17 protein-coding genes and 1 tRNA gene are annotated in these 14,525 nt (G+C 67.5%); 12 read left to right on the forward strand and 6 right to left on the reverse strand.

Annotated elements, in window-relative coordinates; translation table 11 throughout:
• Nucleotides 1-53: 53 nt before the first annotated feature.
• The 10 genes from rpmH to ABIR74_RS02480 all read left to right on the forward strand — a co-directional run bounded on the left by rpmH (nt 54) and on the right by ABIR74_RS02480 (nt 5,548).
• Nucleotides 54-188: a 50S ribosomal protein L34 gene (gene rpmH, locus ABIR74_RS02435; RefSeq protein WP_348175066.1), complete on the forward strand. Its 135-nt coding sequence runs from the start codon at nt 54-56 to the stop codon at nt 186-188.
• 15 nt (nt 189-203) lie between these two features.
• Nucleotides 204-554, forward strand: coding sequence for a ribonuclease P protein component (rnpA, locus tag ABIR74_RS02440; RefSeq protein ID WP_348175025.1), 351 nt, complete (start codon nt 204-206; stop codon nt 552-554).
• On the forward strand, nt 551-808 hold the full coding sequence (gene yidD, locus ABIR74_RS02445) for a membrane protein insertion efficiency factor YidD (RefSeq protein WP_348175026.1): 258 nt from the start codon (nt 551-553) through the stop codon (nt 806-808). The genes rnpA and yidD overlap by 4 nt, the downstream gene beginning before the upstream one ends.
• Nucleotides 805-1,659, forward strand: a complete 855-nt coding sequence (gene yidC, locus ABIR74_RS02450; protein WP_348175027.1) for a membrane protein insertase YidC — start codon at nt 805-807, stop codon at nt 1,657-1,659. Before yidD ends, yidC begins: the two co-directional genes overlap by 4 nt.
• The gene (jag, locus tag ABIR74_RS02455) at nt 1,656-2,366 is read left to right on the forward strand and encodes an RNA-binding cell elongation regulator Jag/EloR (RefSeq protein WP_348175028.1); all 711 of its coding nucleotides are present in this window, start codon (nt 1,656-1,658) and stop codon (nt 2,364-2,366) included. Before yidC ends, jag begins: the two co-directional genes overlap by 4 nt.
• Nucleotides 2,367-2,376: 10 nt before the next feature.
• A complete protein-coding gene (locus ABIR74_RS02460) occupies nt 2,377-2,967 on the forward strand; it encodes an RsmG family class I SAM-dependent methyltransferase (protein WP_348175030.1) in 591 nt (196 codons plus the stop codon).
• Nucleotides 2,968-3,006: 39 nt separating this feature from the next.
• Complete coding sequence (locus tag ABIR74_RS02465) at nt 3,007-3,765, forward strand: ParA family protein (protein WP_348175031.1); 759 nt, start codon at nt 3,007-3,009, stop codon at nt 3,763-3,765.
• On the forward strand, nt 3,749-4,588 hold the full coding sequence (locus tag ABIR74_RS02470; RefSeq protein ID WP_348175033.1) for a ParB/RepB/Spo0J family partition protein: 840 nt from the start codon (nt 3,749-3,751) through the stop codon (nt 4,586-4,588). Before ABIR74_RS02465 ends, ABIR74_RS02470 begins: the two co-directional genes overlap by 17 nt.
• Nucleotides 4,589-4,642: 54 nt before the next feature.
• Nucleotides 4,643-4,716 (forward strand) — tRNA-Ile (locus ABIR74_RS02475).
• A gap of 181 nt (nt 4,717-4,897) precedes the next feature.
• Nucleotides 4,898-5,548, forward strand: coding sequence for a bifunctional nuclease family protein (locus ABIR74_RS02480; RefSeq protein WP_348175034.1), 651 nt, complete (start codon nt 4,898-4,900; stop codon nt 5,546-5,548).
• Nucleotides 5,549-5,558: 10 nt separating this feature from the next.
• Here ABIR74_RS02480 and ABIR74_RS02485 read toward each other — a convergent pair whose 3' ends face one another.
• The 3 genes from ABIR74_RS02485 to ABIR74_RS02495 are packed head-to-tail and all read right to left on the reverse strand — an operon-like array spanning nt 5,559 to nt 7,643.
• Complete coding sequence (locus ABIR74_RS02485) at nt 5,559-5,825, reverse strand: chorismate mutase (RefSeq protein ID WP_348175035.1); 267 nt, start codon at nt 5,823-5,825, stop codon at nt 5,559-5,561.
• Complete coding sequence (locus tag ABIR74_RS02490; RefSeq protein WP_348175036.1) at nt 5,822-6,526, reverse strand: type II CAAX endopeptidase family protein; 705 nt, start codon at nt 6,524-6,526, stop codon at nt 5,822-5,824. The genes ABIR74_RS02485 and ABIR74_RS02490 overlap by 4 nt, the downstream gene beginning before the upstream one ends.
• 13 nt (nt 6,527-6,539) lie before the next feature.
• Nucleotides 6,540-7,643 (reverse strand): mannosyltransferase family protein, encoded by a 1,104-nt coding sequence (locus tag ABIR74_RS02495; RefSeq protein WP_348175037.1) that lies wholly within the window; start codon nt 7,641-7,643, stop codon nt 6,540-6,542.
• A 79-nt stretch (nt 7,644-7,722) separates the two neighbouring features.
• On the opposite strand from ABIR74_RS02495, the gene ABIR74_RS02500 reads away from it, so the two are divergent.
• Both ABIR74_RS02500 and ABIR74_RS02505 read left to right on the forward strand, forming a co-directional pair.
• The gene (locus ABIR74_RS02500; protein ID WP_348175038.1) at nt 7,723-9,837 is read left to right on the forward strand and encodes a PBP1A family penicillin-binding protein; all 2,115 of its coding nucleotides are present in this window, start codon (nt 7,723-7,725) and stop codon (nt 9,835-9,837) included.
• Nucleotides 9,834-11,042, forward strand: coding sequence for a glycosyltransferase 87 family protein (locus ABIR74_RS02505; protein ID WP_348175039.1), 1,209 nt, complete (start codon nt 9,834-9,836; stop codon nt 11,040-11,042). Before ABIR74_RS02500 ends, ABIR74_RS02505 begins: the two co-directional genes overlap by 4 nt.
• Nucleotides 11,043-11,054: 12 nt before the next feature.
• Here ABIR74_RS02505 and ABIR74_RS02510 read toward each other — a convergent pair whose 3' ends face one another.
• The 3 genes from ABIR74_RS02510 to ABIR74_RS02520 are packed head-to-tail and all read right to left on the reverse strand — an operon-like array spanning nt 11,055 to nt 14,489.
• Nucleotides 11,055-12,476 (reverse strand): DUF2079 domain-containing protein, encoded by a 1,422-nt coding sequence (locus ABIR74_RS02510; protein WP_348175040.1) that lies wholly within the window; start codon nt 12,474-12,476, stop codon nt 11,055-11,057.
• On the reverse strand, nt 12,473-13,549 hold the full coding sequence (locus ABIR74_RS02515) for a glycosyltransferase (protein ID WP_348175041.1): 1,077 nt from the start codon (nt 13,547-13,549) through the stop codon (nt 12,473-12,475). Before ABIR74_RS02515 ends, ABIR74_RS02510 begins: the two co-directional genes overlap by 4 nt.
• A gap of 1 nt (nt 13,550) precedes the next feature.
• Nucleotides 13,551-14,489 (reverse strand): glycosyltransferase family 2 protein, encoded by a 939-nt coding sequence (locus ABIR74_RS02520; RefSeq protein ID WP_348175042.1) that lies wholly within the window; start codon nt 14,487-14,489, stop codon nt 13,551-13,553.
• Between the last annotated feature and the right edge of the window lie 36 nt (nt 14,490-14,525).

Genomic DNA, 14,525 nt, shown 5'->3' on the forward strand with positions numbered 1-14,525 from the left:
CGCACCCGTGCCCGCACGTTGCGGCCCCGAACCGTCGACCGAGAGAGCTTCCTGTGAAACGCACGTATCAGCCCAACGTCCGCCGCCGTAAGCGTAAGCACGGGTTTCGTGCCCGCATGTCGACACGCGCCGGACAGACGATCCTGAAGCGCCGTCGCGCCAAGGGGCGCAAGCGCCTCTCAGCCTGAGCGCGCGCCCTGCCTGTGGAGCGCCGGTACCGGTTATCACGGTCGAAGGACTTCGATGCCGTCTACCGGCAGGGCCGGTCGGTCTCGACGCGCTATCTGACCCTGCACTGGTTTCCCCGTGACGACGATCCTTCTGGCGAACCCCGACTCGGCCTCGCAGTCCCGAAGGCGGTCGGCAACGCGGTTGTCCGCAATCGACTCAAGCGACAGCTTCGCGAGACCTGGCAGGAGCTTGCTTCGCAGGTGCCGTCCGGTCGCGACTATGTACTCGCCGCCCGCTCGGGTGTCGCCGAGCCGGCCGACACGCGCGGGCACGCCTGGCTCGTGGAGCAGGTGACCGAGGTGCTCGGGAAGGCGGCCGCATGAGACACATTGGCATCGCGATCGTCCAGGTGTGGCGGCAGACGTTCGGTCGGTTGACACCTGTCGGCACGTGCAAGTACCACCCGAGCTGCTCGCAGTACGCGATCGACGCTTTTCGCACGCACGGACTTCTCAAGGGCGGCCTCTTCGCGTGTTGGCGGTTGCTGCGCTGTAACCCCTGGAGCCATGGTGGCGTCGACAGGGCCGAGGCTGCCCACTTCGGCCGCCGTCGGCGGGAATCGGAGTATCCGGCGTGATTGGGGTCTTCGGTATCGGCAACCCGCTCCGGCCGCTCGAGGACTTCCTCCAGTCCGTGCTGATCTGGCTCCACGATACGGGTGGGTTCTCCTGGGCCTGGTCGATCGTCGTCCTCACGGTGATCGTGCGCGTTCTGCTCGTTCCCGTGACGGTGAAGCAGATCCACTCGATGCAATCGCTCCAGGCGCACGCGCCGGAGATGAAGGCGCTGCAGCAGAAGTGGAAGCACGACAAGCAGCGACAGAACGAGGAGCTGATGAAGTTCTATCGGGAGAACAAGATCAATCCCGCCGCGTCGTGCCTCCCGATCGTGCTGCAGATCCCGATCTTCATCTCGTTGTTCTACGTTCTGCGCGAGTTCGAACGGGACGTGCTGCCGCAGTATGCGGGATCCGTCGAGTGGCTCGGCCTCGTGGACATCACCCAGAACATCGGTGCCTGGCCGAGTTGGGGGCCGCTCCTCCTCGTCATCTACGTGGCGAGCCAGCTGTCGTCGTCGTACTTCATGTCCTCGACGATGCAAGGTGCGCAGCGCATCCTGCTCATGGTCCTACCGGTCGTCTTCGTGCCGTTCATCCTGGCGTTCCCCGCCGGGCTGATGCTGTACTGGCTGACGACGAACCTGTGGACGACCGGCCAGGGCCTCGTGACTCGCAAGCTGATGCCGAAGCCCGCTCCCCCGGAGAAGCGGAGCTCGAGGACGCCTGCCAAGGACGACCCGCCTGCGAATGGGGCCGGTGGTGAGACGACGAAGTCTTCGCAGCCTGCCCAGGCACCGGCGCGGCCGCGGGTCGCCGGCCCGCCACGGCGCGTCAAGCGCAGGTCCAGTGGCGGGGGGCCAAAGAAATGAGCGACGAGCGGATCTCGGTCGAGGCGACCGGCGAGACGGTCGGTGAGGCGAAGTGGAGCGCCGTGCGTGAGCTCCAGCGCCGCGTGCCGGGGCTCGATCGCGAGGCTATCTCGTTCCAGGTCGTAACCGAGGGCGAGCGGGGGCTCCTCGGCGTCGGCTATACGCCTGCGTCGGTTATTGCGTCGGCTGAGGCTCCCTTACCCGGTTCGACGGTCGGAACCTCGGCTGACGCACAGGCGGACGATCCGACCCAGGCCGGAATCGTGCGCGGATTGCTCGAACGCACCGTCTCGGCGAGTGGCGTCGCTGCGACCGTCACGATCGCCGAGGTCGACGGGGAGCTCGTCGCCACACTTGTCGGCGACGATCTCGGCGTGTTGATCGGTCGCCACGGCCAGACGATCGACGCGCTGCAGTACCTCGCAAACGCGATCTGCCATCGTACGCAGGGCGAGGATCGCATACGAGTCGTTGTCGACGCTGCGGGCTACCGGGCTCGACGGGCCTTAACGCTCGACGCTGCCGCTCGCGCCGCCGCCGAACAGGCCACGGCGACGGGTCACCGTGTCGAGCTCGAGCCGATGACCGCCGTTGAGCGGCGCATCGTTCACGAACTGTTGAAGGACGACCCCGAAGTCGAGACCTCGAGCGAAGGCGCCGAGCCGACCCGGTTCGTCGTCGTGTTGCCGAGGCGCTCTGCGGACTGAGTCGGCCCGGGTGTCTCCGCCCGTCCTCGACCGGTGGCTCGCTGCCGTTCTTGCCACTCCCGGCCTCACTGCAGTCACCGACGCGGCTGTCGCTCGCGCAACGCTGCTCGACGACGCGCTCAAGGCTACCGGCGTCGTCGCGTGCACGGAGGGCGCGATCGTCGATGTCGGCTCGGGCGGCGGCACGCCGGGAATTCCACTCGCTGCGACGTATCCCGACCGACCTGTGACGCTGCTCGAGGCGGAGCGGCGCAAGTGCGCCTTCCTCGAGACCTGGGTCCCGGATCTACCGAACCTCTCCGTGGTCTGGGGGCGCGCGGAGGAGCAGGAGACCGAGCAGTACGGTGTCGCCGTTGCGAAGGCCCTCGCCCACCCGCCGACTGCTGCGGAGTGGTGTCTGCCACTCGTCCGCGAAGGAGGGCTCGTGATCCTGTGGGTCGGGGAGACCGCTGATGAGGCTCGCGTCGCCCGCGTTGCGGGGCAGATCGCCGGCGAGGTCGAGGCGTCTCCACCGGGCCTGATCGTGATCCGCAAGGTCGCGCCAACGCCCGCCCGCTTCCCACGGCGAACCGGTGTGGCACGAAAACGCCCGCTGGCGTGAGCCGAAAGCGACAGCCGCCGCCCTGGCTAGCCTGGATGGGTGGCTGCCCGCATCTACGCGATCGCGAATCAGAAGGGCGGCGTCGGCAAGACGACGACCGCGGTCAACCTCGCTGCCTGCCTTGCCGAGGCCGGCGAGCGCTGCCTCCTCATCGATCTCGATCCGCAGGCCAACGCGACGTCGGGTCTCGGGCGTCGTGCAAACGGCGTCTCGACGCATGATCTCCTCGACGGCGTGCCCCTTGCGGAGCTTGCGAAACCGACGTCGTTCCCGAACCTCGATCTCGTCCCCGCAAAGCCGGAGCTCGCGGCCGCGGCTGTCCACCTCTCGGCACTCGAGGGAGGCGAGCGGTATCTCGCCGACGCACTCACGGTGACGGCGACCGATGCGTACCGGTTCGTCTTCCTCGACTGCCCGCCGGCATTCGGGCCTCTCACCGTCAATGCGCTCGCCGCTGCAGACCGCGTGATCGTTCCCGTCCAGGCGGAGTACTACGCGCTCGAGGGGCTGTCGCAGTTGCTCGGTTCGATCAACCTCGTCAAGGCACGGCTCAACCCGCGCCTCGCTGTGGCAGGAATCCTGCTCACGATGGTCGATGGCCGAACGCGCCTCGCCGCGGAGGTGGAGCAGGAGCTGCGCCGCCACTTCGCCGATCTCGTTTTCACAACCTCGGTCCCCCGCTCGGTTCGTCTCGCCGAGGCGCCGAGCCACGGGCTACCTGCAATCGCCTATGACCGCCGCTCGTCGGGGTCGGAGGCTTACTGGAAGGTGGCGATGGAACTTGTCGAGCGTCAATGACACGCCCCGCCGCGGCCTCGGCCGAGGCCTCGAGGTGCTCATCGGCGGTGCCGGCGAAGCCGAGCTGTTGCACCTGCCGGTCGAGTCACTTCATCCGAACCCGCGCCAGCCTCGCCGTCGCTTCGAGCCCGAAGCGACGAGCGGCCTTGCGGCTTCGATCCGCCATCAGGGAGTGCTCCAGCCCGTTGTCGTGAGGCCCCGATCGGAGGGAGGCTACGAGCTCGTAGCTGGCGAGCGCCGCTGGCGCGCCGCGCGCGAGGCAGGCGTGCCGACGATCCCGGCGGTCGTTCGGGACGTCGATGATCGCGAGACGCTGCTCCTCGGTCTCGTCGAGAACGTCGCCCGCGAGAATCTGTCGGCCGTCGAGGAAGCGCGTGCCTACGCGTCGCTGATCGATGAGTTCGAGCTTTCGCTCGGCGAGGTTGCCGAACGGGTCGGGCGGTCGAAACCATCGGTGTCGAACAGGGTTCGACTGCTGGAGCTTCCCGAGGACGTCCTGTGGATGCTCGCCCGGGGAGACCTGACAGAGGGGCACGCGCGCGCGGTGCTCGCGCTTCCCGACGACGACGCGCGCCGCCGCCTCGCGAAGCGGATCAGCGAGGACGGCCTGACGGTTCGAGCGGCCGAGAAGGCCGCCCAGGAAGGCGGAGCGAGGCGCCGTCGCACGAGCCACGCCGTCGACCCGGCGCTCGCGGAGCGCGCTCGGAGTGCCGCCCAGAGATTAACGGGCCTGCCGACGCGAATCAACGCCGGGAAGCTCGAGCTGCATTTCGGTGACGAGACCGGCCTCGCAGAGCTCGTCGAGACGCTCGAAGCGCTGTAGCACGTCCCCTCCCGCCGTTGTTTTCACCGCGGGTTCGGTACACTCGTCGACCGCGGGCGATTAGCTCAGTTGGTTAGAGCGCCGCTCTGATAAGGCGGAGGTCCCTGGTTCGAATCCAGGATCGCCCACTCGAAAACCCCTGCAATCTGCGGGGGTTTTTCGTTCCATGGCGAGGCTTCCCGCGGAGCGGCGCGCCGCCGGCCCCCGAACGGCCCTGCTCGGCTGGTGGCCCGGAACCGCGTCCCTCCAGGCGTGCTTGCTCTCGTAGGCGGTTGCTCTTGCGGTCGTCAGCGACGCGATCGTGCCCACGTGCACACGCGGCCTCTCGGACTCTACGTGCTCGCTTTCGTCACCCCGTTCGGGCTGACCGCCAGAGTCGTACTCGAAGCGCCGACGATGCGCGCGGATACACTCACGGGTACGACGATGCGTGAGATGACCGTCTACGGAGTGAGCTTCGACCTCGTCGGCAAGCAGCCGATCGTCCTACTGAGGACGCAGGAGGGAAACACGTTCCTTCCGATCTGGATCGGCCACCCCGAGGCTGCCGCAATCCTGATGTCCCTGCAGGGAACGGAACCCCAGCGGCCGATGACGCACGACCTCGCGACGTCGATCGTCGCTTCGCTCGACGGAGAGATCCGGCAGATCGCCGTCACGGAGCTACGCGAGAACACCTTTCACGCGAAGATCACGCTCGTTCGAAACGGCACCGAGGTCGAGCTCGACGCGCGCACCTCGGACGCGATCGCGCTCGCTCTTCGTTGCGACGCAAAGATCTTCGCCGCGGACGAGGTGATCGAGGAATCGGGAGTCGAGTTCGAGGGCGACGAGGAAGAGGCGTCGCGCCGTCTGATCGGTCAGGACTCGCTCGCCGATCTCGATCCCGACGAGTTCCGCCGGTTTCTGGACACCGTTTCGCCGGACGAGTTCGCCGCAGAGCCCGAAGAGGACTCGTAGCCCGGCGGCGTCAGCCGCTTCCGAGTTCCTGTTTCGTCAGGTCGAGCAAGTCGGTGGTCAACCGCTCGAGCCCGCTCGTGGAGAGCCGCCCCGCGTTGGCCTCTGCCAGGGCCGCTCGCAGCCTACGTTCCCGATCCGGGTCGACGGTGTCGAGCCCGAGCTGGGCCTTCAACGCCCACAGCTCGGCGACGAGCTCGAGCCGGTGGTTGACGGCCCCGATGATCACCTTGTCGTTCTCGACGATCTCGGCGCGGATCTCCTCGAACCGGTTGCTCATACCGCGACGGCTGCGATGAGCGCCGCCCCGTTGAAGATCCCGTGCACCACCATCCCAGGATAGACACTGTCCGTCTTCCAGCGGAGCCAGCCGAGCGTGATCCCGAAGATCGTCAGCACGGGGAGTCCGAGCACGAGCCCGTGCGCAAGGCCGAAGGCAAGACCGGTGATCCCGATTGAGAAGAGTGGGCCGACGAACGGGAGGAGCAGGCTCATGCCGAGGCCGCGATAGAGGAGCTCCTCGACGAACGGCGCTACGAGCACGACGACGAGGGCGTTCGCGACGAAGGGAACGGCCCTGCTGCTATCCCATGCGTCCGGCACGAGGCCCTGCTCGTCGCCGGCATCGAGAACCTGCCCGAGGACGCCGGCGGTGACGAGGATCACCCCGAAGGCGACGGTGGCGAGCAACGCGGCGCGACCGAGCGCTTCGGGCCGACGGAGCGCGAGTAACGGGCTCCGGATCCCCCGGGCGATCGCCAGGATCAGGATGAACATGATCGCGTACTGGATCAGTGCCCCTACGAACGTCGACCACAGATAGAGAACGTCGCTCGGCGTCCCGGCGTCCGACAGCCGGGCGCCGTACGAGGCGAGCGCAAGAAGCCCGATGAGGACTCCCCACGCGAGTAGCCGTCCCCCACGGCGGGGGCTGGGGAACCCGGTTACAGCTGTCCTCTCGACGATCTCGGTCTCGCTCATCACCAACCCTCCGTTACGCGACCCAGTACCACAACGCCCATCTGACCACATAGAAGGCGAGTCCCGCGGAGAGAATCGTCGCTGTGACGATCGTCGCCCTGCGCGTGCGGACGATCGTTGCGAGCGCCATGAACGCGGGGAACGCAACGAGCACGAACCGCTGCATGGAGAGGAGCGGCGCCTTGTCCGAGTACACGCTGAGGGGAAGCGCCACACTGCCGAGGACATACAGGCCGTACGGGGCGCCGATCCGCTGCCACGCAATCACGCCGAGCACGACGACCGTGGCCGCGACGGCGAGATCGAGCACCTGGCGATCCTGGACAGCCGCAACTACGCCGCCGATCGGGCCCGCTGGTGAGAGATGCCGTTCCCAGACGACCTTCTGAGCTTCGAGGAATGCGAGTGGCCTGCCGATCCAGATCGCAAGGAGTAGCGGGTAGAGGGCAAAGAGCGCGGGGGCTACGGCCACCCCTGCCAGTGCGCGCCGTCTGTTCGGCGACCTCCAGGCGAACACGATGAGTGCGGGCAGCAGGGCGATCCCCGCCGTTCGGGTCAAAAGAGCGAGCCCGGCGAGCGCCCCTGCCTTCCAGAAGTTCCCCCTCTCGGCGGTCAGGAAGCTCGCCACGACGAGCAGGAGGAACAGAGACTCGCTGTAGACCGCGCTGAGGAAGAACGACGTCGGCGCGAGGGCGAGGAAGAGAACCGTGCGTCGTGCCGCCGCGACGTCGAGCTTCGCCGCGGTGAGTCGGTAGAGCAGAACGAACGCGGCCGTCCCCGCGACGAGTGAGATGACGACGCCCGCAAGCAGGGGGTGACCGAACGTGACGAGACCGAGCGCTGCGATGAGGAACGGATAGAGCGGGAGAAACGCCGGTGTACTCGACGGCCAGGAATAGCCATCCCCAGCGATCCTCAGGAACCAGTCGCTGTCCCACCGCGCCCAGACGTCGAGCACCGTGCCGAGCTCGTGCAACCGTGCCGAGTCCCACTCGGCGCCCCGATCCGACGCACCCTCGAAGAACACCGCTGCGATCACGGCGACGATCCAGATGGCGACCCGACTCCAGAGGAAGATTCGGAGCGCGGGCGAGACGCTTCGCGTGTCGTCCGGCACGAAGAGACTGTAACCGGAAGGGTGAGAGGCGACGGCCATGCGACGCCGAAACCCGGAGGCCGATGGCTACCATCACACCATGAGCGCGCCACGCCGGCGACCCCAGCGTGGGCCACGATCCGAGATGCCCACCCGCCGCCGCCCGCGACGAAGGTCCCGGCGGCGGCCTCTGCTCATCGCCCTGCTCGCGCTCGTCGGCCTCCTCACGGCTGTTGCGCTCGCAGCAGGCACAGGAGTTTACGCGTTCGGATCGTCGTGCGACCTTGCCTCGCTTCAGGAGGTCCGGATCGGGCAGAACACGTTCGTCTATGCGGCCGACGGGTCGCTGCTCGGGTCGATCCCGGCTGACCGCAACCGACAGGTCGTGCCGATCGCGAGCGTGAGCGCCTGGATGCCGAAGGCAACGGTCGCCGTCGAGGACAGGCGCTTCTACGCCCACGGAGGAATCGACCCTCAGGGAATTGCGCGCGCTGTCGTTGCCGACGCGAAGGCCCGCAGTGTCGTGCAGGGTGGTTCCACGATTACGCAGCAGCTCGTTCGCAACCTGTACATCTCCAACGAGCGTACGGTGCAGCGAAAGTTGAAGGAGGCTTGCCTGGCGCTGAAACTCAACGACGCGTGGTCGAAGGAGCGTGTCCTCGAGAGCTACCTGAACCAGGTCTACTACGGGAATCTCGCCTACGGGATCGAGGCGGCCGCCCAGACGTACTTTTCGAAGCGTGCTCGCTCGCTCAACCTCCGCGAGTCGGCAATGCTCGCAGGGCTGACCCAGGCCCCCTCGGCCTACGATCCGTTCGTCGAGCCTGCGAAAGCCCTCGCACGCCGCAACGTCGTTCTGGATGCGATGCGTGACCAGGGCGTGATCACGGCGAAGCAGTATCGTTCCGCGCGACGTGCGAGCGGTCTCCAGTTGAGCCCGGGACGCCTCTACAAGGAGATCAAGGAGCCGTATTTCTTCGGGTATGTGCGCGATCAGCTGATCCGGTCGTACGGTACCGAGACGGTGCGGTCAGGGGGTCTGAGCGTCTACACGACGATCCTCCCGCGGTGGCAGCGCGCCGCGCAGGATGCGATCCGGGGAACGCTCACCGAGCCCGACGATCCCGCAGCAGCAGTGATCTCGATAGACCCCGCAAACGGGGCCATTCGAGCGATGACGGCCGTCGTGCCCGGGCGGCGCAACAACCAGTTCAATCTGCTCTCGCAGGCCCGTCGGCAGCCCGGCTCTACGTTCAAGACGTTTGTGCTGGCGGCAGCGATCGAGAAGGGGATCGATCCCGATTCTGCCTACTACGTCTCCGCGCCGTTCACGTACCGGCCGGTGCCGGACGGCAACTGCGACGACGGATCGTGGTGGTGTGTCAAGACGTACGACTCCACCTACAGGGGCTGGACCTCTGTCTCGCGGGCGACACTCAGTTCGGACAACGCCGTGTATGCACAGCTGACGCTCGACGTCGGCGCTGATCTGGTCGGGAAGACCGCCCGGAAGCTCGGAGTACGCTCCCCGCTCGAGGTCGGTGGCCGTTACGTTCCGGCGATGGGGCTCGGGTCGGTCGCAGTCTCTCCCCTGGATATGGCGTCCGCGTACGCGACGCTTGCAGCGGGAGGCATCTACTCGGAGCCGACAGCGATCCGCAAGGTCGTTCTACCGAACGGAAAGGAAGACACGGAGGCGGGGTGGGGTAAGGCAAAGCGTGCTCGCGTGATCCCGGATGGCGTCGCCGCGAAGGTGACCGAGATTCTCGAGGACAACGTGAGCTATGGAACGGGCGTTAGAGCCGCGTTCGGTCGCCCCGCTGCCGGCAAGACCGGGACGACCGACAAGCATGCCGACGCCTGGTTCGTCGGGTACACGCCCGATCTCGCGACGGCGGTCTGGATGGGCTATCCCGCGGGCGAGATCCCCATGGAGAGCGTTCACGGGATCGCCGTCTCCGGTGGGAGCTTTCCGGCCGAGATCTGGCGGCGGCTGATGGAGCGGACGATTGGCCTGAGGCCGGTGAAGGAGTTCCCCGAGCCGAGGACGCAGCCGGAGTATCAGCCCTTCCAGCGTGGCCCGTTGGCGCTGAGCTACGACCCGACCTACGTGGCACCGACGACGAGCACCGAGACGGAGACGACCGAGACCACGCCCGGCGGCACCAAGACTACGACGTCCGCAGGAACAACAAAGACGCCCAGGAGCCCGTGAGGGCCGCGGCCGCTGTCCCGGCCGGAGTGGCGACGCTCGCCCTCGTCGCGGCTGCTTGCTCGCTCGCCTGGCAGACCGATTCACCCCTTGTGCCGCGTTACGGCGGCAACGTCGAGGGGAGCGCCCCGTGGTTCCTCGTTCTCCTGGTCGCTGCGTTCGCAGCGTATCTCGTCGGACTCGCAGCGCTGAGGAGCGCGCCCGCGTCGGCGCGGGCGACGATTGTCCTCGCGGTGGCGATCCAGCTCGTCCCTGTCGCGGCGCCACTTCTCATCTCGACGGACGCATGGTCGTACTGGTCGTACGGCTGGATCGGCTCGAGCGGAGGCGGCAACCCGTACTCCGAGCCGCCGCAGGAGTTCGCGGAGAACCCGGCCCTTCCGTGGATGGGTAGCGCGTGGCTCGATACGACGAGCGTGTACGGCCCCGCGTTCACTGCCGTCTCAGAGCCGCTCGCGCTCGTCGCCGGCGGCTCCGAGGACGTCGCGGCGTGGACCTACAAGTCCCTTGCTGCGATCGCTGCGATCACAGCTGCACTTCTTGCGGGCCGTCTCTCCGGGCGAAAGGCATTCGCGATCGCGTTCGTCGGCTGGAATCCGGTGCTCGCGATCCATGCTGCCGGGGGAGGGCACAACGACGCCTGGGTCGGGGCGCTCATCCTGGCGGCGCTCGCGCTCTCGGCGTCGCGGCGCCTTCAGGCTGCAGGCGTGATGTGGGTGCTGGCGATCGCGCTCAAGTGGGTGCCGATCTTGTTCCTCGCCCTACGGGCAGTCGAGGCGCGCGCTTCCGGCCGACGCACGGGGCATCGCGGGTTCGCGAGCGCCGCTGTCGTCGTTGCGGCGACGGCCACAGTGCTCTACGGCGTCTCCTGGCCCCTAGCGATCTTCCCCCTCGCTGGTAACGCGGCTCTGGAGACGAGCTATGCGATACCACATCGTCTCGAGCAACTCGGGATACCCGGCGATCTCGCGATCGGTTTCGCTCTGGCCGCGTTCCTCGGTGGGTTTGCGTGGTTGCTCCGAGAAGCGGGCCACGGTCGCGCGCGACTCGGTCTCGCAGGCTGCCTCGCGCTCGTTACGACGCCGTACCTCGCGGTCTGGTACCTCGCGTGGGCGGTGCCTCTCGCGGCGGCAGACGACGACTCGGTTGCGATTGCGGCCTGTCTCGTCCTTTGCGTGTACCTTTTACCCCAGGCGATTCCGGTCTAGACCAGGAGAGGTCTAGGCCTTTTTACGGAGTACCACCACTCCGTCTTCCTGGCGGACGACTACCCAGTCGCCGCTGCGTCGAATCCGGGCGTAGGCACGGCCGAACTGCGAACCCGGAGGGTTGTCGCGGTAGCTCGGCCGCTTCAGATCGACCGCGATCCAGGTCGCCTCGCGCAGGACAGGGAAGTTGAAAACGCGGCGCCGCTCGGAGAGGTGAGCGCCCAGCGTGTTCGTCGCGCTCACGGGAGCATCGGACGGGATCGCGTCCAGGACTCGTGCCGCGGCGCGATCGTGCCCGGTGACGACGTGATCGTCCACCGCAAGGCTCGACCCAAACGGTACGTGCGCCCAGATCGGGAGCGGCCCGAGCACGATGCCCGAGGCGACCACGACCACGACCACTCCGGTTCCGAGTGCACGCGAATGGGTCGGCCATCGCCGCTGCACCCGGCTCGCGCCGAGTACGGCGGCTGCAACGAGACCGGGGATCGCACCGGCGGTGTAGTGGAAGTGGATGGACGTCTGCGTCGGCGTGTCGGACAGCAGGTTCAGGGCAACCTCGGGCAGGGCGGTCGCGGCAAGGAGCGGTGAGAGGAGCGAGAGGCCCCCAAGTGGCGCCAGGAGATCGACGAGATAGGCCAGATCGCGATGCTCCGTGAGCTCCTGGAGGAGGCGGAGTGGGTGCTCGAACGCACCCCGCACGATCCCGGCCGGCGAGCCTCCCACGGACGCATAGCGCCCTTCGAACGGTGACCCCGTCCCCGGCGCGTACAGCGGCACGACGACCGCGGTCGCGATAACCGCGACGGCCGTTCCGACGCCGAAGATCACTGCGCCCGCTCGTCTCCGGCCGTGAGCAACCGCGTACCAGAGCCCCAGCATCGCCACGGCAAGCCCGATCTGCTCCTTCGTCGTACACGCTGCGCCCGCGCAGACCGCGAACGGCAGCAGGCGATCTTCGTCGAGGAACCAGATTGCTGCGAGAAGGAGGGGCGTCGCGAACGCGACGGGGTGGAAGTCGTCGACGACGAGCCACTGCGTGGGGGGATAGAGCAGGTACACGACCCCGAACACGAGCCCCGCGAGCTCGCTTCCGAGGTGTTTTCGTGCGAGCAGATAGACGGGTACGGCCCCGAGGGCCACGGCGACGGCCTGCACGACGAGGAGAAGCTCGGGACTCGGCCAGATCCACCAGAGGGGGACGAGGAGCACGACGATCGGATCGAAATGCGCCCCGAGCCGGGAAATCTGATCGCCGTTCACGTCGGTTATCTCGAGGAAGCGCCCGTTTGCCGTTGACCAGACGACCTGCGCGAGGTTGCCGACGTCGAAGCGGCCCGTTTCGAATGCACGCTGCTGCAGCACTGCTAGCGTCGACATGCCGACCGCGAAGGCGGCCACCGCGAGAGAGAGCAGGGCTCGAGGGTGCGTCACGCCGCCGCGATCGCCCGCTCGATGACGTGGCGCCAGCGCAGACCGAGCGTGGCCTCGTCTGCTCGCTCCTCGTAGGTGCGCCGTCCAGCGGCCGCGATCCGGGCGCGCTCCGCTGGATCGCTCGCGAGCCGCCGCACAGCCTCGGCGAGAGACCTCGGATCGCCGGGTGGCACGAGCACTGCGTCCTGCCCGTCGGTGAGCAGCTCTCGCGCGGCCGGCGTATCGGCGGTGACGAGGGGAGCTCCGCACGCGAGTGCCTGAAAGGCCTTGTTCGGAATCACGCGCGCGGCCTTCGCGCCGGTGCCGAAGACGCCGAGCGCGCATCCAGAGGACTGGAGCTCTGCGGGGAGGCTCTCGTACTCGACCCAGGGAACCCACGCGACGTTCGCGGGACGCGTAGCGAGGAGTGGCTCGAGCTGCCCGCTACCGACGACGCGGAAGGCGATCTCCGGCGCGAGGACGGCCGCCTGGAGGATCGTTTCGAGACCGTGCAGCGGGATCAGCTTGCCGACGAAGAGGGCATGAAAGCTACGTTCGGGTTGCCAGCCGGGGCGGAACAGCCGGTCCTCGGCGCCGACGAAGCACACGTTGACGCGATCCTCGGGCAGGCCGAACTCCTCGCAGAAGAACCGGGCGTGCGCATCCGTGTCGGCGACGACGACGTCGGCCCGCCGAAACGCCCGTCGATCCACGAGGCGCACGATGCCCGCCGCGGTCGACCCTTGCCGGAACCGCCCGCGATCACTGACGATCGTGTCGTGGAGAGAGACGAGTGGGTTGAAGATCACCGGGCGCCCGCGCGCAACCCGTTTCGCAGCGGGCAGGTCGAAGTGGCCCGGATACCCGACGATCAGCGCATCGGCATCACTCCCGACGGCGCCTGTGTGCCGGAGGCTGCGCTCGGCCCGAGCGACCTGGATCATCTGCCGGACGCCAACCTTCCAGTTGTGCCGACGCTCCCAGACGGGACGATGCTGTTCGATCACGTCGACGCCGGCAGCCCGCAATGCCGAGATCACCTGTGCGTTCCGGGGATACGCCCGGTCGTAGGTTCCGAAGTAGAGAACCTGCACGCTACCGCAGCACTTCGTCGACGAACCGTGCGGCGCGGTTGGGAGCGCCGGATCGCTCCTCGTGGTGGCTCGTGATCAACTCCGAGAGCAGGCCAAGAGACAGTAACTGGATCCCGACGACGACGAGGAGCACCCCGAGCGTGAGGAGGGGCCTCTGTCCGATCGCCTCACCGGTGAGCTTAACAATTGTCAGATAGAGAAGGATGAGAAAGCCGAGCGCGCCCGCACCGAGTCCGAGCCCTCCGAAGAGGTGGAGTGGGCGGTGGCTGTAGCGCCCCATGAACGTCACGGTGAGGAGATCGAGGAACCCGCGCACGTAGCGCTCGACGCCGTAGTTCGAGCTGCCGTGCTCGCGGGGGCGGTGGTTGACCGGGAGCTCGGTGACGCGGTACCCGCGGTAGTGAGCGAGCACGGGGATGTAGCGGTGGAGCTCCCCGTAGAGGCTGAGGTCCTCGAGGACCTCAGCGCGATACGCCTTGAGCCCGCAGTTCATGTCGTGGAGCCGGATGCCGGAGACGCGTCCCGCAACAGCGTTGAAGAGCTTCGAAGGGATCCGTCTCGTGAGCGGGTCACGGCGCTTGGTCTTCCAGCCGGAGACGAGGTCGTAGCCGTCGTCGAGCCGTGCGAGGAGGTGCGGGATCTCCGCGGGGTCGTCCTGGAGGTCGCCGTCGATCGTCACCACGATGTCGCCGGCGGCTTCCCTGAATCCGGCGTCGAGGGCGGCTGCCTTGCCGAAGTTGCGACGGAAGCGAACGGCACGAACGTTGGCGTTCGCAGCATGGAGGCGCGTCAGTGCTCCGAACGTCCCGTCGGTCGAACCGTCGTCGACGAAGACTGCCTCCCACGCGAGCCCCTCGCCCGCAAATGCCGTGGCGAGCTCGTCGTAGAGCAGGGCCACGCTGCGCTCCTCGTTGTGCACGGGAATGACGACCGAGATCACGACGCGAGGGTACCCCGTGCGCCTGGTGTAGCGTGA

This window comes from Gaiella sp., from assembly GCF_039915195.1.
In the GTDB taxonomy this organism is placed as follows: domain Bacteria; phylum Actinomycetota; class Thermoleophilia; order Gaiellales; family Gaiellaceae; genus Gaiella.